Consider the following 21,821-nt stretch of genomic DNA (forward strand, 5'->3'; position numbering starts at 1 on the left):
CCACCCAATTGTCTAATTTTATCAATTGAAGACCTTTTCAAAAAAGCTAAATCCCATTAATTAACCTCATGAGAATTTTCTATAAAGCCTTTCCTCTAATGCTGATGCTAGTCTTGATTCAATTAATGACTGCTTCAGTGCTAATGGCCCAACAGGAGGAGTATCAAAAACCGGTATTTTTGAACCAAGAGAGCGATTGGGCCGATTCTGTTTTCAACACGATGACCGAAGAAGAAAGAATTGCACAGCTGATCATGATCCCGGTGTATTCCAACAAAGACCAAGTGCATATTGACTCCATCAGCAACTTGGTGAAAGAACATAAGGTTGGGGGGCTGATTTTCTTTCAAGGCGGCCCAGTGCGACAGGCGCAGATGACCAACCGTTTTCAGCAAGAAAGTAAGATTCCCTTGATGATTACCATCGATGCGGAGTGGGGGCTAGCTATGAGACTGGACAGCACAATGAGATTTCCCTATCAAATGTCGCTCGGTGGTATCGAAGACGAAGAGCTCATTTATGAAATGGGAAGGGAAATCGCCCGTCATTGCAAAAGGATGGGTATCCATGTCAATTTTGCACCAGTGGTGGATATCAACAACAACGCCAACAACCCTGTGATTGGATTTCGTTCATTTGGCGAGGACAAGGAAAACGTAGCACGAAAAGGAATCGCCTACATGAAAGGCATGCAGGATGAAGGAATTTTGGCCAACGCCAAACACTTTCCCGGACATGGTGATACCAATGTAGATTCCCATTACGGCTTGCCTGTAATTCATTTTTCCAAACAGAGGTTGACTGAACTTGAGCTTTATCCATTTAGGGAGCTTTTCAAAGAAGGTTTGGGCAGCATCATGGTTGCACATATGAGTATCCCCACCCTTGACCCCACCGAAAACCTTGCTTCAACTTTGTCTACACCCATCGTTACTGAATTATTAAAAGATGAAATGGGCTATGAAGGTCTGGTTTTTACTGATGCGCTTAACATGCAAGGGGTAGCTAAATTCTACGAACCTGGAGTGGTGGACGTGAAGGCCCTGCTTGCAGGTAACGATATGTTGCTGAATACCATGGACGTCAAGAATACCATTAAAGAGGTGAAGAAGGCTTTGGAAAACGGTGAGATTACCATGGAGGAAATTGACCGCAGGGTGATGAAGGTTCTTAAAGCCAAACATTGGCTGGGGATGGATGAAATGAGGCCAATAGAAACCGAAAACCTTATCGAAGACTTGAACAGTCCGGAAGCTGAATTTTTAAACCGAAAGCTTACTGAAGCATCCCTGACACTTTTAAAAAACAAGGATGATATAATACCCATCAAAAACCTCGGGGAGCAGAAAATCGCAGCCATGGCTATAGGAACAGACAATACCACCCAGTTTCAAAAAGGCCTTGAAAGATATACTAAGGTTGAGAGGTTTTTCCTGTCCCCAAATGCCAGCCTAGAAGAGATTGCGGACATGAAGGAAAAGTTGAAAGATTATACCACAGTTCTAGTGGGAGTTCATAAACTTCAGCTTAAAGCAGGAGGGAGCAATTTCGGAGTTACCTCAAATGTCAATTTGTTTCTCAAAGAACTGATAGAGCAACAACCTACAGTGATAACTATTTTCGGAAATGTTTATAGCTTGGAGAAATTTGAAGGCCTAGCAAAAGCCCATGGAGTTATCGCGGCTTATCAGGAAACCGATATGGCACAAGAGGTGGCTTCCCAGTTGATTTTCGGTGGAATTGGAGCTAAAGGGAAGCTTCCGGTAAACGTCTCTTCTCAGTTTAAAATTGGAGATGGACTGACTACCCAAGGAGGATTCCGTATAGGTTATTCTTCACCGGAGGAATTTGGATTGGTTTCGAATGATTTTAATAAAATTGAGGAATTGATTCATGAAGCTATAGAGCAAAAGGCCACACCAGGTGCCCAAGTTTTGGTAGCTAAAGAAGGAAAAGTCATATATCATAAGGCTTTCGGCCATCATACTTATGACGATGAACAGGAGGTTCACTTGGACGACCTGTATGATTTGGCCTCCCTGACCAAAATTTCAACTACCTTAGCGGCTTTGATGAAGTTGAAAGGAGAAGGTAAGTTTGATGAAAATCAGACCTTAGGTACTTACCTTCCCATGGCACAGGGCACTAACAAAGAGAACTTAATTTATTCTGATATCCTCACCCACCAAGCCGGGCTGCAAGCTTGGATCCCTTTTTGGAAAAACACTGTAAGGAAAAGCGGCAAATTCAAGTGGTTTACCTTCAAGTCTGACTCGTCACGACGTTTCCCGATCAAATCTGCCGACCAGCTTTATATCCATAGAAATTATGCAAGGAAGATTTACAAGGAAATCATGCATTCACCAATTTTGGAAAGAGGAAAGTATGTGTACAGCGACCTTTCTTTCATTTTGGCTCCAAGGGTGGTGGAAAGTATCACCGGAGAGGAATTTACTGCTTACCTTGACGAAAATATTTTCTCTCCAATAGGAGCCACTAACCTTACATTCAATCCATACAAAACTTACCCTCTTGACCGGATTGTAGCGACCGAATATGATAGCCTTTTCAGAAAGCAATTGCTCAAAGGTACTATCCATGATGAAGGTGCTGCTATGTTTGGTGGGGTGAGCGGGCATGCGGGCCTTTTTGGAACTGCCAATGACTTAGCTAAACTACTTCAACTTTATCTTCAAGACGGTGAATATGGTGGTGAGGAAATCATAAAAAGTAACGTGGTGAGTGAATATAGTAGGTGCGTGCATTGCGAGGATGGAAATTATAGGGCCATGGGTTTTGACCGTCCCAATCGTCCGGGTGATCCCAAAGGAAACACAGCACCTAGTGCTCCAGCAACAAGTTTTGGGCATACAGGCTTTACGGGCACTTACGGATGGGTAGATCCGGAGAATCAAATCGTTTATGTTTTCCTTTCCAACCGTGTACATCCCACAAGGGAAAACACCCAGCTTTACAAGTTGAATACAAGGACAAATGTAATGCAGGTGATCTATGAAGCCATGGAAAGTGCCGCTGAACAAAAGGCCAGCTTTTAGACTTAAAATATGGAGCAAGAAGTAACCTACTCCACATGGTCGAAAACAAAAACCTGCGTACAATAATCCATTATTTACCAATTTACGGGTCATTTGCTACTGGACTTTTATATGCGGCTATCGGCGTGATGGCGATGCTTTCTCTCTTAAAAATAAAAGAAGGGGGAGCGGATGAAAGTAGTATGATGGCCGTAATGGAAGATAGCATTGCTGGTCAGATATTTATTTGGATTATCCTCACAGGTGGACTTTGTTTTGTCTTTTGGAGGATCATTGAAGCTTACAAAGACCCCTACAATTATGGAAGCGGATGTATAGGCATCGGCAGAAGAATAGGAATAGGCCTCAGTTCTTTGGCCGATGCCTTTATTGTGTATTCCGGCATCATGGTGGTATTTGGTGCCACAGGTATCCGTGAGGATGGCGAGCCCGAAGAGGAAAGGGAAATGGTAGGGGAGATGCTGGAATATGGGGCAGGAGAATATTTAATCATTGCGATTGGAGTGTTGGGGGTTTTGGTCGCTTTGGTGCAGTTCTATTATGGGGTGACCAAAGGCTATGATGAGCGGGAGGAGATCTCCCATTTCACCTCATGGAAGGAAACATTGATTCATATTTTGGCTTGGGCGGGGTATTTTGCCAGAGGCATAATCATCGGCATCATTGGCTATTTCTACATTGAAGCCGGATTTGATCAGAATCCCGAAGTCATCGTAAACACAGATAAGGCCTTTAATTTTATCGGAGAAGAAGTAGGCAAGTTTGCCTTTGCCGTGGTAGCTATAGGGACGATTTTTTATGGGTTTTTCATGTTTGCTATGGGGGTGACCTATGATCATGATAATCAGGAAGAAAAGGTGTGATTTCTTGTTAATATTGAGATCAAAAGGGATTGTTTTTCGTTAAATGAAAACGAGCCTGCTTTTTGCGGTAATTTCTTTAAATTTTATGGAAGATCAACCACAGACGATAAAAGATTATATTTCTGGATTCCCTAAAAATGTTCAATTAATGTTGGGGTTGGTTAGAGCGGTGGTCCGCCGGACCGCCCCCGATGCGGAGGAGGTAATTAGCTATGGAATGCCCACTTATAAGCTGAACGGCAACCTGGTTCACTTCGGGGCATTTAAGAACCATATTGGTTTTTACCCCATTCCTTCTGGAATTGAGGCGTTTGAGGAAGAACTCGGGCCTTACCGCAAAAGTAGGGGAGCGGTTCAATTCCCATTGGACAAACCGCTTCCTTTGGACCTGATCAGCCGAATTGTGAAATTTCGAGCTGAAGAAAATAGGAAAAAGGTTTCTTAGCTAATTACTCTTTAAGTTTATAAATATAATATCCCCCGCCTTTATCATAACTGCAGAAAATCAAGGTTTTCTCATCCGGACTTACGCCAATTCCTCTTGCCTCAGCACCATCCACTTCAGGTAATTCCATAGTCCACATTCTTTGCTGCTTTTCATCTCTAAAGTGAAAAGTGGAAGGCTTGACCCCACTTGCCCTCACGGCCAGATAAAGCTTGCCATCTTGCGTTACATGGATGGCATTCGACCCCGCTGATATGCTTGTTATATCAGCCTTGCCTTCATAGTCTTTTTTATTTTCACTTTTGAAAACCTGTATATAGGGACTTCCTGGATTTGGAAAGTAAAGTGTTTTCCCATCACTTTCCATCTCAAATGTTCTGGCAAGAATTCTATCGGGCAAGTCAAGTGTTCGAACCAACTCAAATGTCTCCCCGTTTTGTTTCAAAATAAAATTCCCGTCTTCTCCAAAAAGAGACATCGCATAGATTTCTCCATTCCTGGCAGCGCGGGGCGAAGTTATGGCTCGGTTCCCCTCTGGGACTTCCCAGTGGGCTATTCCTTCCCCTGTTTTGCAGTTCACCTTGATCAAATGCCTGTTTTTGCCTATCAGTATGTTTCCATCGTTGTCCAAACCAATTCCATTTACTGGATTTAATGAAATTTCTTTTTCAGCAAAACTTACTGATTGGAGAGGTGAAAAGGCCGTTTCTTCCCCATTGGAATCCAAAACGGTTATTTTTCCCCCATAATCAGCCAACCATAATTTGCTATCATTATCCCAGATGGCTCCATATCCGGCGCCACTTGCCTCTTCAATTTTACCCATGTACTCAAAGTTTGGAGCAGGCACCTCGATGAAATCATCCAATGGCTCGTTACTTTTCATAAGATGGATGGCACTTGGAGCTGTGGGGCTAATGTTTTTACCGTCAGAGGCTAAAACTCGGTGATAAAGGGTTACCTGCTCACCTTCTTCTGCATCCCCCAACAAGCCATACCAATCACTTTCCAGCATTTTGATAGAGTTCACCCTTTTGGTGTCCTTCTCAAATAGCAATTCATTAAAGTTCTTATCAGCTGAAATTTGGTAAGTATAACTCACCCAATGCCCCAATCCATCTCCAGTTCTTTCCCATTCAATGGGGTACAAAGCCTCAATATTTCTTACACCGTACACATTTTTTTCCTGGTGGCTGGTGAAAGAAGTTGGCGTAGGACCTGGTTTTGATTGATGGAAGAAATGGCTTTTATCATTTCCATCAATTAGGACAAATAATGCTCCCGAGGAAAGCCACTCATGCCAATCCCGATCATATTGAAAAGTTTGTTCAAAATCCCCGTTTCGGTCCGTTTTGAGGCTAATCTTTTCCACAAGCTTCCCTTCTTCGGTATTTCTTCCCTTATAAAATTCCAGGACAAGTTCAGTTCTCGCTTTAGAATTGCCCCTGAAGACAAAGGCATCATTGCTGACCGATAACTTGATCGGGGTTTCATGCCCCGCTTCAAACTCTTTATTCAAAGCCAAATCTCTACGGATAAGGTGGCCATTCACTCCAAAAACAGCTGGAGGCAATTTCTTTTCATCGAAAACCGGCATCTTATCCGCATCTTTTTCTTTGATGTCATAAGTGGTGTAGACAATGCTGTCCTGCTCATAAAAAATATCCATTATCGTAATCGTATGCTGCGGTGCATAATCCATGTCCAGCCAGCCTCGAGGCCCCGACCCGGCCGCGCCTGCGTTCAAAAGCTCCAATTCCCCCCGCTTTCCCGGATAATAAGCATGCTGATGCCCGCTGATATAAGTGTGGACATCATATTTTTGAAGGATACCTCTCAATTTCTCCGGCTCTTCTAGCACATTTCCTTTTGAATCCCGCTCTTGTGCCACTGCATACAAAGGCATATGTCCCATCACAAACCTGTACTGCGCATTTTGGGCTATCTCGCTGGAAAGCTGCTCCTCAAGCCATACCAAATTTTCAGAAGTGATCACAGGCGAACTTGCTTCCCACGAGATAAAAAATGCCTTATCTTTTTTGAATGAATAATAATTAGGGAAATGGGTTTGGTCCACAAATTCGAGTCCGGTCTCCATTTCTGGATTTTGCCAAAATTCCCTGGCGGCTTTATGCTCAATGGGGTAGGACCTAGGGCCATCATGATTCCCAAGCGTAAAGGCAAATGGTATTTTAGCTGCTCTTAAAGGTTCCGCAATGTGCTTATCAAAGCCTTTCCACATCTTGCTGATCACCGCAGTATCATTGACTCCCATGCCTGCAACCATGTCCCCACCACATACCACCATATCTGGCCGCCAAAGTCTTGGAATTCGCTGAATAATACTATCCACCTGCCATTCATAGTCAGCGGCTCCCAAACCGGAGTTTAGGTCACTGATCACCGCAAGCCTCAGATCTCCTTTTCTCGGGATTTTTGAAAGATCATTGACTTCAACTAGTCTTATGGCATCAATGATAATTTTGCCCTCACCCTGCGGGAAAAATTGGACTTTGGCATCTTGGTCAAACTCATACTCACCCAAGACATTCCATTTCCCGCTGGTTTTAAGATCACTTTGATTAACATACATACTGTCAAGACCTTCAGTGTGATTAACTACAATCAAGGTCTTTTCCGAATTGGTTTTGGTATTGACAGTCCACCAACTTGCCAGTTGGTATTTCTTATTTTCAATTTCTGAAAGAGAGTATTCTGCCGAATTAAACTCACTTTCAGCATTGGCGATACGGCTGGGAGACTTACCGTAGTAATTGGAATGGTTGCTGTCTTTCCAAATGCCTTTTTCAGAATAATTCGCATTCTCGGTGTCATAAACATGGCTTTTTGGCTGCTTTCTATCTCCCTTTTCATTGATGACAAAAGCTGATGCATTTTTGCGGAGGCTGTTTCTGTTGCCACCGGGGATATCTGAGGGGATGTTAGCCACCTCGTCTGCCACAATCATAGCCGAGGAACCACCTCCGTCCCAGTTTAAGGCTTCATGGCAACCCACGCTGGCCATCAATGCTGCCAGTTCATCCAGCGTTACGCCGGCACTCGATTCCTGTCTGCCATCCACCAGCATCAAAATGAGTTCATTGTTCTTTGTATAACCCACCGCTGTGCGGGGATGTCTTGCCAAATGGCTACCGCCAAAACCCTCTTCTTTTCCAAAGTTTTTGACTTTACCTTCTTTCATCAAGACAGGTCCTCCTCCAATTGCTTGGTTGGCAGACCAACGTTGTGCGTTGGAAAAATCTGCCTCACTAATTTTGGGATTCTCGAAAGCATAAACTTCCTGTTTGTTTGGGTGTATATGGGGCCACACTATTTCCGGTTGACCATTTACCATCCCGAATGCTCCACGAGCTGTGCCTTTTGCAGGTCCGCTGGCAATCAGTTGTCCATCGGAAATCAGCAAGCTAACCGATTCATTTGAGGAAAAGTAGCCGCCATTTATGGCGATCAGCGCTTGATTCTGCTGAGCAGTCTCCAAAGTTGTCTCACGCTTGGTGTTGCTGCCCACAGCTTTAAATTGCAGGCTTTGGTCCTCCAAGTCAATAATGGTATAGGTAGCTTTTAGTGGCGAACCATCCGCAAGCTTGCCATGGGCTTCAAAGACTTGCACCGAATGGGGTAATAAAATATTGAGGTCCGATCTTTCTGTCCATTCCAGGGTGAATTCCTGAGCAGATACACTGGTAAGTACAAACAGAAGAAATGAAAATAAGCATATTCTAATCTTCATAGCTCGGATTTTAATTGGGGAATCAAATTATATAGATTTTTTCCAGGACAGGAGGTCATGGCTTGGTCCAAATGTCCTGATAGGGTGGTGGGGGACAATGCGTATTGCTCTGAAAGGTGAAAAATCAGGTCTTGGAGACTTGCTAGCTGCTCCGGAGAAACCTCCTCCATTTCAAAGTTACCCTCCAAAACGATGGATACATGCCCATCAAGGTCATATTTGGTATTGGAATCCCCCTGAAAAGTCACCTTTCTGCCTTCTGCGATTTTTCCCTCCATGTCGATGTAGAAATGGTAAGGAACATCCGCCCAACCTTTTCGCGGTGTGCCATCCGCCAAAGGGTCATTGGAAATAGAAAAGGCCTGAAGGTTACGGAGTTTTTGTTCAAGGGTAACATCTGGGTTCTTCTTTACCCCGGTATGGTGTATGGTGATAAACTTTGGAGTGTGCGAAGGGATGTCAAACTTCGGGGGAAGGGCCTTCCACTCCTCCCTTTGCATAATTTGAATGGAAGTGTTAACATCAGCCTGACCAAATGCGGAAAAGGTCAGAAGGGTAAATGATATGGCAAAGATGGTATTTAACATAGGCTAGAGATGGGTCTTGGTAACTAAAATAGGACTTAATACCGATCCCGCCATGGTGATTTTTATAAATCCCTGTTTTCAGGGATGGGGGGAGACCTTTAATCTAATTCTTCCGGCCTAAATCTTATACTTTTTGGATAAGGAAATGCATGGAGTAATTCCTCGTTGAGGATACTTTCCTTAATCGAATTCCAATGGTCAGGATTGAATAGTTTTGCATGAAATTCATGAAAGTGCTCTTTAACATCCGCCCTTCCAATCATAAACCGCTTGAAATCCTCCGGAAACACATCGTTTCTGGCAATATCATACCAAGGCTCTGAGGCATAGATTTGCTCATAGGTTTCCGCTTTTGGCTTCCACCTGAAGTTCATATCTGTTAAAAGCTCAATTTCATCATAATCATAGAAAACCACACGTTTTTGGCGAGTCACCCCAAAATTCTTAATCATCATATCGCCCGGGAAAATATTAGCTTGGGCGAGTTGGAGAATGGACCTGCCGTAATCCTCAACAGCTGCTTTAGCGTCCTCTTGGTTACAGGTGTCCAAGTAGATGTTTAGCGGAGTCATCCTTCTTTCTGTATAAAGGTGTTTGATAATCAAAGTGTCATGCCTAATTTCCAAAAGTGAATTGACCGTATTTTTTAGCTCAGTAAGGAGTTCAGGGTGGATTCTGTCCAATGGCAATTTGAAATCTTCAAACTCATGGGTATCCGCCATCCTGCCCACCCGGTCATGTAGGGAAACCAGCTTATATTTTGCCCTGACTTCCTGCCTAGTCATGTTCTTGGGCGGTTCAAAATGGTCTTTGATAAGCTTAAATACGATGTCATAGGAGGGTAGAGTAAAAACCGTCATTACCATCCCTTTGATGCCTTTTGCAATAATAAATTGGTCATGGCTCTGCCCCAAATGAGCCAAAAAATCCCTATAAAACTCTGTCTTACCGTGTTTGTTAAAACCGATGGCGTTGTAAAGCTCATGCACCTTCTTCTGGGGAAGAATGGATTTCAGGAAGGCCACCAGTTGTGAAGGAATTTCAGTTTCCACCATAAAGTAACTTCTGGTAAAACTGAATAGGTTGGACATGATATTTGGGTCAAAAATAAAGGTGTCCACATACAGTCCGTTGGGTCCGTGGAGTAGGGGGATGATGAAGGGCATCCATTTTTTTCCCACATAAGTTCGGCCGACCAGGTATGCAGCTTTGTTTCTATAAAAAACGCTTTTTAGTATTTGGGTGGTGGTTTTGTCATCGGCCTTGTAGCGGCTAAGAATCACGTCCCTCACCGTTTTGACCAAAAACTGAATGTCCTTCTCCTTTGAAAGATGGGGAACGCCCATGTCAAAATCATCTACGATTTTGCGGATTATCCGCTGTAATCCCCACTCCGCGGGGTAGTTGTGAAAAAGATGCTCACTCGGGTAAATGTCGCATGCATCAAAACCTTCCCGAACAAACATAATGTCCTCTTCTGCTGACACACCGGGGACAGTTTTGCGAATCACGCTATTGAAATAGGTCTCCGCCAGCTCCCTGTCCTTCAGCTCTGTTATTTGATGCCTATATTCTTCCTTGACTTTTTCCCAAAACAACTTGTCCTTTGAGCCATCTAGTTGGTCTAATATCCGGAGTTTGGAATCTCGAACTTCATCTTTGTAAAGTCTTAACCTTCGAATGTGGTTTTCCTGCATACGCTTCCAGTCTTTGCGTCTGAAAAGTTCAGAAGCAAGAGTAGTTAGCGCGTTAAAAGTATCGATGTAGTTGTTGTAGGCTTTAAGTATCTCAGAGGCGATAGAGTCTGGTAAGTCTTCCTTCATTTTACTAAACTCCGAAAAATAGCCTAAATATCCTCGTGAAGGTCAACTTTTCCTCACTGTCTCAAATAAGCCCGTGACCAGGTCCTTCTTTTGTGGGCTAACTTTGATTTTTTCTCCATTTTTCATAATCACATAACCTCCATCACTTCGTTGAAATTTAGCCATATGGTGTGGGTTGACTAGGTAGCTTTGGTGGATGCGAATAAAGTGATGCTTATTCAGAATGCACTCCACTTCTTTTAAAGTTTTACTAATCAGGATTTGATCACCATTTTCTAGGAAAAATGTGGTGTAGTTGTTTTCACTTCGGCAAAATAGAATTTCTTTTACTTCTATAAATTCATATCCGTCAGAGACAGGGATAGCGATTTTGCTTTGAAACAAACCATCCCTTTTCATCTTTTCGAGCAATCCCTCTAGACTCTGAAGTTGGTTCTGCTGATCCTTTTCCCTTTTTTGCCGCCAATGAGTGATGACGGTGGCCAATTCATTTTCATCAATAGGCTTAAGGAGGTAATTGAAAGCATGGTACTTAAATGCCTGAATGGCATAGCGGCTGTAAGCTGTAGTGAAAACTACATCTGGCACATGGGGAGCGAGCTGTTCGAGTAACTCAAAACCGTTTAGCTTTGGCATTTGTACGTCCAAGAATAGTAGATCAACTTCTAGTTCAGGAAGCCTTTCCAAAGCTTTTTCAGGTTTGGTACTTTTAAAAACAATTTCCGCATCAGGAACCACTTGCTTTAAGTCTAAAGCTAAACTTTCCAAACAATGCTTTTCATCATCCAATAGCGCTATATTCATGTGAATCTTGTGGTTTTTTGAGACTTTTAGAATTTAAGGTGACGCAGACTTTGGTGCCTTCTTCCAAGTCATAAATATCAAATCCAATTTCCCATTTACTGGTTTGGTTGAAGAGTTTTACCCGGTCCTGGGTTATTTTGGTGCCTAGGCTGTTATGTTGGCCATTTTCTGAGGATTTTCTTCTCCCTACACCATTATCTATGATGCAAACTTCATAGCCTTTCGGAGTGGAGTTGATATCAATCGTGACTCTCTTTTCGGGTTTGTCACTTTTCAACAAGCCATGCCATATTGCATTTTCTACAAAAGGCTGCAAGAGCAAGGGTGGAATGGAAATGTCCTCCAGTTCCGATTTGTTTAATCCATCATGGTTCAGATAATAACTGAAATGGTCATCAAACCTGTTTTTCTCTAATTGTAAATATTGAGAAATCAGCTCCAGTTCTTCATTAAGACTGATTAAGGGGTTTTTACTAGTTTCCAGCACCTTTCTGACAAATCTGCTGAAAACCACCAGATACTCTTTAGCGGATTTGTAATCCTCAATCTGGATCAAATACTTGATGGCATTTAGGCAATTAAACAAAAAGTGAGGGTTCATCTGGAGACGCGTGACCAAAATTTCGGCCTGAAGAAGATTTCTTTCATACTCAGCCTTAAACCTCATTTTTTCCTGCTCCTGAATCCTTCTCTCTGCTTGTTTTCGATTTTTTATGTTCCTCAAAATAAGTACTCCTACAACTACTATCGCCAAAAGGAAAATGGATAGGGTAATAATAAAAGCTTGATGCTTTTTAAGTTTTTCACCCTGGGCACTGAGTTCGGCCTGTTGCAAGTCCTTATCTTTTTCCAGTAACTCGATTTGGGTTTCCTTTTTCTCTATATCATATTGCCGTGTAAGGGCTGCTATCTGGGTCTCTTGTTCATGCAGATTGATACTGTCTTTATAAGTCTCGGCCAGTTTGAGGTATTTCAAGGCAAGTTCAAAATCACTGTTGGTTTCGCTTATGTTAGATAGGCCAAGAGCATTGCTTTTTGCTAAAGATTTCAATGACATGGCTTGTGAGATGGCCAATGATCTATGAAAAAGGGTGCTCGCTTCCTCTTGGTTTCCCATTTTTTCCAGAAGAATGGCTTGACTGTTCAATAGTCCGGCAAGCTTGTGCTGGTTTCCCAGTTTTGCGAAAAGCTCAATGGACTCCTGGAAATAGCCCTTCGCTTTTTTAAGATTTCTTCCTTCGGAAAAATAGTTATGCCCCAAATATTCGTAAGTGATAGCCAAGCCAAAAGTGTCCTTTCTCTCCTGGTTAAGTTTTAATAGCTTTTGAAGGTATTCCCTAGATTTTAGATAGTCTTTCAGGTTGGTGTAATGGTCACTAATGGAAAGGTAATTCATTGCCACCCCCAAACTGTTGTTCCTTACCAATTCTGCTTCTAGGGATCTTTCGAAATAGGATAGTGCCAACTCCTCCTTTCCGTTGATGTGGCTATAAGTATTACCGAGTCCATTGCAACTGATAGCGATGTTTTTCAGGTCATTTTCCCCTTCAGCCAACTTCAGAGCCTCTAAATAATGGGAAATTGCTTTGTCATAAGCCTGGTCATACCTGGCGGCAACTCCTGCATTATTGGCAAAAATCATCTGGTTAAGTGACGGTAGGGAGGCTTTCCTTGCCATCATGAAAGCTTGTGCATGAAGCTGAAATGACTGGGAGTAATTTTGATGGTACCGGTGCAACAATCCTATATTATCCAAAGCCCTCGTATAGAGCAGGGTGTCCTCTTTACTTACAATAGTTAAGGCTTTTCTGGCCAAGGCCAATTCCTCGGCTTCGTCATGTTCTTGTTTGTGGATGACTCTCGAAAGGTCGATTAAAAGATTAACGCTATCCTCGGATGTAGCGGCCAGTTGTAATTCATGACGCAGACTATCCTCTTGGGCAAAACTGCCTTGCAATACAAAGCAAAAAGCAAAAAGTAAAAAATATCTCATTTCAAAAATAATTGGTTCATGGTAATTATAAAGTTACTCATTAACTAATTGCAAATCAACCTCAAGCGGTTTTAAGAAGATGGGGGAATATATATACTCAATGAAATATAGTATATAAGAGACCAAGTTAACAGAATACTCATCTGCTATTGGGCTAATGGCTTAAGTTGACCAACTTTAGCTAATCATTTTTCACAACTTAATTTATTTAATTATGAAAAAGTCTCTAATAACCTTATTCTTTTTTATCCTTACGCTTTCTCTTTATGCTCAAAAAGATAACAATTCATTAAATGCGGGCCTTGAAGTTGGGCTGCCGGTTGGTGTACAAAGCAATTGGTTGTCGGTAGGGCTTGGGGTTACAGCCAAAGGATTATACGGGGTAGGTGAAGCCGGACAGGTGAGCGGAACCCTCGGGTATATCAGACATGGCTACCAAGGTGCAAGCACTGTCAATGGAGGAGTGAGTATGATTCCCATCATGGGAGGCTACCGGCATCATTTCGAAAGTATTTATGGGGAGGCTCAACTTGGGTTAGCCATTGTAAACAGTGCTTTTCGTGTGGAAGGTTTTGGGGCTTCCGGCAGTACGCTTAACGGATCAGTCGCAATCGGGGGAGGGTACTTGTATGAGGATTTCGATTTTTCTGTCCGATACCAGAGTTATGGGACAGGCTTTAATACGCTTGGCTTAAGGGTGGCTTACAGGCTTCCAGTCGAGTTTTGACCGAAGCCCAAAGCAAGAGGTAAGATGAAGTACTACAAAACACTTTTTATGATGAAAAATGAAAGGACTAAACAAATTGAAATCCTACATGATAGGGCTGCTGGCGGTAGCCTTGATCGTGGGCTGCAGCGGTAATGGTGACGAAGATCCCATACTGCGGGATGATGATGAAGAAATACTGACGGTTTCCGATTTGACCTTTTCGGGGGCCGAGACGGGAAGAAAAGTTGGGGGAACATTTATTGGTAAGGCTATCACCAGCGACGGGGGGCATTTCATGACGATCGTGATGGCCGATGAAGATCCCGATACATATACCTTAAGTATAAGCCGCCTAATGTCCCAGCCTTTTAATTTCGCCCCAGGGAGTTATACAATTCCTGCTTGGACGGAAGATGACGACCCTACGGAAGGTTTTTATGCCTCGCTGACCATGACCGGGAATGCCGCGATGTATATGACTTATGGGGAGGAAACCGGAGGCACCTTTAGGATTGACCAGAGAAGGACAATAGGCGGAAGAGAATATGTAGAAGGAAATCTTGCTTTAACATTTGCCAATCTGATGGATAATGCCACGCGGGTTTCTGTTCAAGGCACTTTTATGGGTTTTGTGGATGATTTGGGGGTCATTGATATGGATGAGGATTAACGACCATATTTTTTTAAACTCCTAACCTTACCTCGGGGACGTGATGTCCCTGAGGTATTTTTTTGGATGTTGGATGTTGGATGTCGGAGGTCAGATGTCGATGTTAAAAAAATACAGATTCTTAAGGTTTCACAGAGGCTAGCGGATTTTGGACAAACAATACGTATCACCCTTCGCGCCTCTCTCTGCGGCCTTTGCGAGAAATCTTTACCTAAACCACCTGAAGTACCTTCATGCCAGAATTCCCCACCATCTCAAGGTGAAATCTATCCGAATAGCCCAGGAATTTGGCCACTATTATGATATCCTTCACGTCCTTTGAGAACTTCAGTTGCTGAGTAGTGACCGGTTCCAGTTGCTCGCCATCTGCGGTCAATTTGAGGGTGGAGATTTCAAAGTTTTCAATTTCCGGGATGTAACCCAAAAAATACAGGTGAAGGTCAAAGCCTATCAACCCAGTGGCTTTCATAGACAAATATTGAATGGCGGACCAATTAAACTTAAGTACGTTACCTTGCCTATTCACCCACTCCTTGCCAAAGGACAGCCCAAATCGGTCAAATGGTTTTTTCTGAACCAACTCCATTCCCACCAAAGCTTCCCAAGCATACTCCCCATGCAAATTGTAATACTTGTCCAACTTAGCCAGCATGGGTTGGTAATTCTTGGTGCTGAAAAGGATGCCGGAATTATTTTTGACTACGGTGTTCAACAAGCCAGCCATCTTGTTTTTGACAGCAGGAGCCTTAGTTCTGGCTTGCAATACATCGTTTAGTACCGCCTCTTTATGTGTTCCCCTAGGAGCGCGTAAATGCTCCCCATAGGTCTCACTGTTTACAAAAGTTTGGTTTCCGATAGTGCCGGAAAGAGGGCCAAATTTGGATTTGATTTTTGCCATTTATGGATTTTGTTTATGGTGTAAGGTGCAGGTATTCAGATACGTATATAGGATAAATATAGTTTTAAAATCCTAAAAATATTTTATTGTACTTAAATTTGGTGATTCTTTAGAAAGTCAATTCATCTATCATAGGGACCTTACAGGGAATTTATAGGGACATTATAGGGACCTTATAGGGATATTGAATTAGGGATGAGCTAGGTCTACCCCCATAGCCGGTTATCTCAAATTTACAGTTTGTCCATACCTAGTCCGTAGCTCCTCCGTACCATGCTTCGATGTAAGATGGGGATACTAGGAATATGAAATGAGATTTAATAGGCATAGCAGTGACTGGGGTGCAAGTATCACTCCTTAGATGACCGGGCTACGCTAAACCGCATCAGGGTTGATGGGTGAGATTTTGTATTGCTGCCAACAGCCGAGGGTTAAGGGATAACGTTTCATATTACCGCTTTTAATCCATTCATGAGTCCTAAAGGGAATATAGAGCAGCTATTCCCTTCAGGACATTAATCCCTTCAACTAATGTCACAGAGCAGCTTGCGATTAGGTAGATTACGCAGAGGGTTGGGAATTATGAAAAAATATTACGTTCCGCTCTTCGCGCCACTCTTTGCGTCCTTTTCGAGAAACTTCCCTAGCTTAAAACAAAAAAAAGCCCGTCCAGATGGACAGGCTTCAGTGTCGGGGTGGCAGGATTCGAACCTGCGACCTTCCCGATCCTTTGGCTCGGGACGCGATGACCGGGCTACGCTACACCCCGAACGGTGCAGAGAGTGGGGGATTCGATTCGCCGCGGGGAAACGGTTTGATCCTCCGCGGCGGATGGTTTAAGTCACCAGTAGTGGTTGATGGTATGTACAAACAAAAAAAGCCCGTCCAAAGGACAGGCTTCTATGTCGGGGTGGCAGGATTCGAACCTGCGACCTCCTCGTCCCAAACGAGGCGCGATGACCGGGCTACGCTACACCCCGAACTTTGATGGCAGAGAGTGGGGGATTCGAACCCCCGGTACGGTTTAACCCGTACGACAGTTTAGCAAACTGCTGGTTTAAGCCACTCACCCAACTCTCTCTGTTTTTGGGAAACGTTTTTCCCTTAAAGCGTTGCAAATATAAACCATAATTTCGGAAAGAAACAAACTTCTAGGGCCATTAAATGGGAAGTTTTTTGCCTTTTTCGACAATAAATTTTTAACCTCCTGAGATACAATAATAAAAATAAAAGGGGGCGGATGGTGGATGACCGATGACGGTTGGTAGATCACGGATGACCGATGACCGGTGACGGATGAAGGTTTAATCAAAACAAATCTAAAAGGAAGGGCTTTATATTAAAAAAGATTATGAAAAATTTCCTCACTTTATTTTTTCTCACCTTTCTAACCACTCCATTGTTTGCTCAATGGTCGATTGATGTAGAGCCCGGAATAGCCATCCAAGGATATAATGAAATACGGATTCCTGATGAGGGTGGAACCTTGTTTGATTTTAATCAGGATTTCAACCTGCAGGGACCAGTGATCCCTATAAGACTTCGCCTCGGTTTTACCTTCGGGGAAAGGAATCACATTTTTGCCTTATACGCACCTTTGGGATTGCGGTATGATGGAGCCGCCCCTCGAACCATTGACTTTGAAAACAGCACTTTTCCACAAGGCAATAATATTGATGGCTATTACCAGTTCAACAGTTATAGGCTCACCTACAGAAGAGATCTGGTACGAAACGATCGTTGGATAGTAGGGGTAGGGTTTACCGGGAAAATCCGGGATGCTGTAGTGAGACTCCGTGACGAGAGTTCCTATGATTTCAACGATGACGTCGGCTTTGTTCCCCTGATTCATTTATACACCGAATACAAGCTTCCCAAGTGGAGTCTTTATCTAGAAGGGGATGGGCTCGCTGCACCCCAAGGAAGGGCCTTTGACTTCCTCGTTGGGGGCAAGGGCAAAATCGCGCCAAATCTTGATCTGAAAGCGGGTTATAGAGTCTTGGAAGGTGGGGCCTCCAATGATACGGTTTACAATTTCACAATTGTGAATTTCGGCGTAGTGGGGTTGATTTATACTTTGTAATGAGAAAAAAGAAAAGCCTTCCAGATGGAAGGCTAGTGTGATCCTGTCAGGACTCGAACCTGAAACCTACTGCTTAGAAGGCAGTTGCTCTATCCAGTTGAGCTACAAGACCATTTATTTAAAATTTGATTCGAATCTGAAACCTTCCCGACCTGAAAGGACGGGATGCTCTATCCAGTTGAGCTAGAAGACCATCATCTTTTCGGATGCAAATATGGTGCAATTATGGTTTTTTGGCAAGTTACGATGGTGGTTTTTGGTGAAAAATATTTTAAGGGGCTCATTTTGAGTGGATTTATTTATTGGTTTTTTATCAACCAAACTTTTCTCCCATCAATGGATTACATATAGAATGGGAATGCTTCATAAAAATGCTTAATTTAAAACATGGTTATAATAGTTTTTGGAGTGTCGGGCTGTGGAAAATCGACAATAGGTCAGTTGCTGGCCGACCAGTTGAACATGCCCTTTCATGATGCTGACTTTTATCATCCACCTGCAAATGTCGCCAAAATGTCTAACGGCGAACCTCTTTCGGACCATGATAGAATTCCATGGCTCGAAATTTTAACTTCGAATATCCGAGATTGGGATAAAGATGGTGGGGCGGTACTTGCCTGTTCGGCACTTAAAGAGAATTACAGAGCCATGCTTTCCTCTTCTGGAAATGTCAGTTGGGTATATCTCGCTGGTAGTTACAAAACCATCAGGGAAAGATTGATAAAGCGAAGGAAACATTTTATGAATCCCCGGTTGCTGGATTCCCAATTTGAAATTCTCGAGGAGCCTGATTACGGAATACGGATAGATATTGATTCTTCACCACATTTAATTGTAAAGGAAATCATGGACAGACTACATCAAGAAAAAGTACAGTTTGGAATAATAGGTATGGGCGTGATGGGTAAGAATCTCGCCTTAAATTTAGCCGAAAAAGGGGAAACGGTAAGCATATATAACCGGCATGTGGCTGGAAGTGAAGAAGGGGTTGCCCAAGCTGTGTCTGATCAACATTCCGAATTGCCTCTGCAGCCATTTGATGATTTGGAAAAATTTGTCCAAGGCCTTGAGTCCCCCCGGGTAATCATGCTGATGATACCTGCAGGAAAGGCCGTAGATATGCAGATTGAGCAACTTGAGCCTTTGCTTTCCAAAGGGGATGTGATCGTGGATGGGGGTAATTCTTTTTTCAAGGACAGTGAAAGGAGGGCAATGGAATTGAAAGAAAAAGGGCTTCACTTTCTTCCCATGGGAATATCTGGTGGGGAAGAAGGGGCCAGGAAAGGCCCGAGTCTTATGCCTGGTGGTACCGCTGAAGGGTACAACCACCTCAAAACCTACCTGGAAAAAATTGCCGCCTTGGACAAAAAAGGCAAGGCCTGTATTACACACGTGGGTACAGGTGGAGCCGGTCACTTCGTGAAAATGGTGCACAACAGCATTGAGTACGCGGAAATGCAGCTGCTTGCAGAAATCTATAGCCTCATGCATCAGGGGTGGGGCTTTGGGCCGGAGAGAATTGCTGATATATTGGAAGATTGGGCCGGCTATGGATTGAACAGCTATTTACTGGAAATAACAGTTTGCATTTTGAGAAAGAAAGACGGGGAGGAGTTTCTGTTGGATAAAATATTGGACCAGGCGGAACAGAAAGGCACTGGCGGATGGTCAGTAAATGTGGCGCTTGAATATGGGGTGCCCTATGGACCACTGGCAGAGGCCGTAATGGCTAGAAATATCAGTGCAAGGAAGCCTCAAAGAGAGAAGCTGGCCAAGAAAATAGCTTTCAAACCTGACCCAGGGTTTGTTTTTGATGAAAAACCTGAAATCCTTAGAAATGCCTTTGCTATGGTAAGCTTGATAAACCATACGGTAGGGTTTGATTTAATCAAGACAGTTTCGGATGAACACGATTGGGGAATTGACCTGAGTGAGACCGCCAGAATCTGGACTAATGGCTGTATAATCCGGTCTGCCCTGATGGAAGATCTTGTCGATGTTTTCAAGGAAAATTCAAGCTTACTGGAGGCCAAGCAGTCCTTGGAACTTTTTGGGAAAAGTCAACATGATTTGGCATTTGTGGTAACCCAAGCAATTGAAAGCGGACATGCCATTCCGGTGATTTCCTCAGCCCTGAATTACTATTTGAGTTCCATTACAGCATCCTCTTCTGCCAACCTTATTCAGGCCCAACGGGATTTCTTCGGTGCCCACACCTATCAGAGGACGGATAAGGAGAGAGGAACCTATTTCCACACAGATTGGCAGGCAAATGATTGATATTGGGCTCCTGGCGGCTGTACTCACGGGAGTTGCCGTATTGATTTTTTTGATCCTTTATTTTAAGATTCAGCCCTTTTTGGCTTTATTGATTGCCAGCATAGGTGTTGGTCTTATGGCTGGGATGGCTCCTATGGCGGTTTTGGCCAGGGTTCAGGAAGGAATGGCCGGAACTCTTGGCTTTATTGCTATAGTAGTGGGTTTAGGTGCCATGCTGGGGGCTATTTTGGAAAATTCCGGAGGCATACAGACTTTGGCCGCTTCCATATTGAAAGGGGGAGGGGAGAACAAAGTATCCTTAAAACTGATGTTTACCGGGTTTTTGGTAAGTATCCCCGTGTTTTTCGACGTGGGGGTAGTGCTGTTGATGCCAGTAGTCTATGCACTTCAGCGAAAAACTGGCCATTCCCTGTTGAAATATGGCATTCCGCTCTTGGCAGGGCTTGCTATTACCCATGCTTTTGTGCCTCCTACTCCTGGTCCTGTGGCAGTGGCCAACATTCTGGGCGCAGATATGGGCTGGGTGATCGTATTAGGCCTATTTGCTGGGCTTCCCGCTGCCTTTTTCGCCGGACCTGTTTTTGGAAACTTTATTGCCGAAAAAATTAAAATCACCGCACCGGAGGAAATCGCCCATTCAAGGGAGCAAAACAATTTACCTTCAGTCGGTTTGATAGTTTTATTACTAGCGGTCCCCCTGATTCTTATTTTTATGAGCACGTTGGCTCAGATGGCTCCCCAAAATTTTCAGCAATCCAATCCAGATCTTATTACGCTTTTAAGTTTTATAGGACATCCATTTTCTGCCCTTATCATAGCTAATTTACTGGTTTGGTATGTTTTGGGTACCAGACGGGGGGCTTCACGCAAGGAATTATTAAACATAAGCAACCGTTCATTGCAACCAGTGGGCTTGATAATCTTGGTTACCGGAGCAGGTGGGGCTTTCAAGGAAATCCTGACCGAAACGGAGGCAGGACTGATGATCGCCGACTTTCTTATGGCCAAAGGAATGAGTGCCATTTTCTTCGCTTACCTTGCTGCAGTTGCCATACGTCTGCTGCAAGGCTCCAGTACTGTGGCGATGATTACCAGTGCAGGTATGAGTGCTGCAGTGCTTGCAGGAACGGAATTAAGTCCAGTTCAACTTGCCGCTACCGTGATAGCTATTGCAGCGGGAGCATCCATCTACTCCCATGTCAATGATAGCGGTTTCTGGTTGGTTAGTAAGTACTTCGGGATGACAGAAAAACAAACTTTAAAGTCTTGGAGTATTATGACGACAATTGTTTCCTTAGTCGGCTTTGCTGTAAGCCTATTGGCTTGGAGTTTTGGTTAACAAATTTTCACCTGCAAAATTTTGCATATACTATTAAATAAGTTTACTTTGAAATCAATTAAACCTAAAATTATGAAAACTGTATTGACAAAGATTACTTTCTTGTTTGTTTTTCTGATTACTCAAAATGTCTTTGCCCAGTCTGCAGATGATATTAAAGGCGTATGGTACAACACCGAGAAAGATGCCAAAGTGGAAATATTTAAAGAAGGGGATAAATATTTTGGAAAGATAGTATGGCTAAAAGAGCCGGAGGAAAACGGCCAGCCGAAAGTAGATAAAAACAATTCAGACAAATCAAAAAGAGACAGACCTATCATGGGCATGAGACTACTTCGCGATTTTGAATTTGACGGGAAGGCTTGGGAAGACGGTACCATTTATGACCCTAAAGAAGGGAAAACTTATTCCTGCATCATCAAGATGAAAAATCCTAACACTCTTGAAGTAAGAGGTTATGTAGGAATATCACTAATCGGTAGAACAGTTGAATGGACTAGAGCTGAATAGTCTTCTGCAT

15 protein-coding genes and 4 tRNA genes are annotated in these 21,821 nt (G+C 43.3%); 9 read left to right on the forward strand and 10 right to left on the reverse strand.

Annotated features, from left to right (window positions below; genetic code table 11):
- Positions 1–68: 68 nt before the first annotated feature.
- The 3 genes from FPL27_RS09360 (at position 69) to FPL27_RS09370 (ending at position 4,364) form a co-directional block, all read left to right on the forward strand.
- Complete coding sequence (locus FPL27_RS09360; RefSeq protein ID WP_235893406.1) at positions 69–3,056, forward strand: glycoside hydrolase family 3 N-terminal domain-containing protein; 2,988 nt, start codon at positions 69–71, stop codon at positions 3,054–3,056.
- Positions 3,057–3,091: 35 nt separating this feature from the next.
- Complete coding sequence (locus FPL27_RS09365) at positions 3,092–3,919, forward strand: DUF1206 domain-containing protein (RefSeq protein WP_143960849.1); 828 nt, start codon at positions 3,092–3,094, stop codon at positions 3,917–3,919.
- Between the two features lie 85 nt (positions 3,920–4,004).
- The gene (locus tag FPL27_RS09370; RefSeq protein WP_143960850.1) at positions 4,005–4,364 is read left to right on the forward strand and encodes an iron chaperone; all 360 of its coding nucleotides are present in this window, start codon (positions 4,005–4,007) and stop codon (positions 4,362–4,364) included.
- A gap of 4 nt (positions 4,365–4,368) precedes the next feature.
- Here FPL27_RS09370 and FPL27_RS09375 read toward each other — a convergent pair whose 3' ends face one another.
- The 5 genes from FPL27_RS09375 to FPL27_RS09395 all read right to left on the reverse strand — a co-directional run bounded on the left by FPL27_RS09375 (position 4,369) and on the right by FPL27_RS09395 (position 13,322).
- On the reverse strand, positions 4,369–8,115 hold the full coding sequence (locus FPL27_RS09375) for a phosphodiester glycosidase family protein (RefSeq protein ID WP_143960851.1): 3,747 nt from the start codon (positions 8,113–8,115) through the stop codon (positions 4,369–4,371).
- Complete coding sequence (locus FPL27_RS09380; protein WP_143960852.1) at positions 8,112–8,702, reverse strand: peptidoglycan recognition protein family protein; 591 nt, start codon at positions 8,700–8,702, stop codon at positions 8,112–8,114. The genes FPL27_RS09375 and FPL27_RS09380 overlap by 4 nt, the downstream gene beginning before the upstream one ends.
- Positions 8,703–8,800: 98 nt before the next feature.
- Positions 8,801–10,525, reverse strand: coding sequence for a bifunctional isocitrate dehydrogenase kinase/phosphatase (gene aceK, locus FPL27_RS09385; RefSeq protein WP_143960853.1), 1,725 nt, complete (start codon positions 10,523–10,525; stop codon positions 8,801–8,803).
- 42 nt (positions 10,526–10,567) lie between these two features.
- On the reverse strand, positions 10,568–11,329 hold the full coding sequence (locus FPL27_RS09390) for a LytR/AlgR family response regulator transcription factor (RefSeq protein WP_143960854.1): 762 nt from the start codon (positions 11,327–11,329) through the stop codon (positions 10,568–10,570).
- On the reverse strand, positions 11,307–13,322 hold the full coding sequence (locus FPL27_RS09395) for a tetratricopeptide repeat-containing sensor histidine kinase (protein WP_143960855.1): 2,016 nt from the start codon (positions 13,320–13,322) through the stop codon (positions 11,307–11,309). Before FPL27_RS09395 ends, FPL27_RS09390 begins: the two co-directional genes overlap by 23 nt.
- Positions 13,323–13,536: 214 nt before the next feature.
- Between FPL27_RS09395 and FPL27_RS09400 the strand changes: the two genes are divergently transcribed.
- Together FPL27_RS09400 and FPL27_RS09405 are read left to right on the forward strand one after the other, a co-directional pair.
- Positions 13,537–14,049: a hypothetical protein gene (locus tag FPL27_RS09400; protein WP_143960856.1), complete on the forward strand. Its 513-nt coding sequence runs from the start codon at positions 13,537–13,539 to the stop codon at positions 14,047–14,049.
- 58 nt (positions 14,050–14,107) lie between these two features.
- The gene (locus FPL27_RS09405) at positions 14,108–14,701 is read left to right on the forward strand and encodes a hypothetical protein (protein ID WP_143960857.1); all 594 of its coding nucleotides are present in this window, start codon (positions 14,108–14,110) and stop codon (positions 14,699–14,701) included.
- A 211-nt stretch (positions 14,702–14,912) separates the two neighbouring features.
- On the opposite strand, the gene FPL27_RS09410 is transcribed toward FPL27_RS09405, so the two are convergent.
- The 4 genes from FPL27_RS09410 to FPL27_RS09425 form a co-directional block, all read right to left on the reverse strand.
- Entirely contained in the window at positions 14,913–15,599 is a 687-nt protein-coding gene (locus FPL27_RS09410; protein WP_143960858.1) for a hypothetical protein, read from the reverse strand.
- A gap of 690 nt (positions 15,600–16,289) precedes the next feature.
- Positions 16,290–16,368, reverse strand: a tRNA-OTHER gene (locus FPL27_RS09415).
- 136 nt (positions 16,369–16,504) lie between these two features.
- Positions 16,505–16,579: transfer RNA gene (locus FPL27_RS09420), tRNA-Pro, on the reverse strand.
- 8 nt (positions 16,580–16,587) lie between these two features.
- Positions 16,588–16,679 (reverse strand) — tRNA-Ser (locus FPL27_RS09425).
- Positions 16,680–16,950: 271 nt separating this feature from the next.
- Here FPL27_RS09425 and FPL27_RS09430 point away from each other — a divergent pair.
- Positions 16,951–17,682, forward strand: coding sequence for a hypothetical protein (locus tag FPL27_RS09430; RefSeq protein WP_143960859.1), 732 nt, complete (start codon positions 16,951–16,953; stop codon positions 17,680–17,682).
- 38 nt (positions 17,683–17,720) lie between these two features.
- Here the strand turns inward: FPL27_RS09430 and FPL27_RS09435 are convergent.
- Positions 17,721–17,794 (reverse strand) — tRNA-Arg (locus FPL27_RS09435).
- Positions 17,795–18,069: 275 nt separating this feature from the next.
- On the opposite strand from FPL27_RS09435, the gene gndA reads away from it, so the two are divergent.
- The 3 genes from gndA to FPL27_RS09450 all read left to right on the forward strand — a co-directional run bounded on the left by gndA (position 18,070) and on the right by FPL27_RS09450 (position 21,811).
- Positions 18,070–19,962: an NADP-dependent phosphogluconate dehydrogenase gene (gndA, locus tag FPL27_RS09440; RefSeq protein WP_143960860.1), complete on the forward strand. Its 1,893-nt coding sequence runs from the start codon at positions 18,070–18,072 to the stop codon at positions 19,960–19,962.
- Positions 19,955–21,301 carry a GntP family permease gene (locus FPL27_RS09445; protein ID WP_143960861.1) on the forward strand — a complete coding sequence of 449 codons (1,347 nt, stop codon included), beginning with the start codon at positions 19,955–19,957 and terminating at the stop codon, positions 21,299–21,301. Before gndA ends, FPL27_RS09445 begins: the two co-directional genes overlap by 8 nt.
- A 72-nt stretch (positions 21,302–21,373) precedes the next feature.
- Positions 21,374–21,811, forward strand: a complete 438-nt coding sequence (locus FPL27_RS09450) for a DUF2147 domain-containing protein (protein WP_143960862.1) — start codon at positions 21,374–21,376, stop codon at positions 21,809–21,811.
- The last annotated feature ends 10 nt before the right edge of the window (positions 21,812–21,821 follow it).

It is taken from the genome of Litoribacter populi (assembly GCF_007483685.1).
GTDB lineage: Bacteria > Bacteroidota > Bacteroidia > Cytophagales > Cyclobacteriaceae > Litoribacter > Litoribacter populi.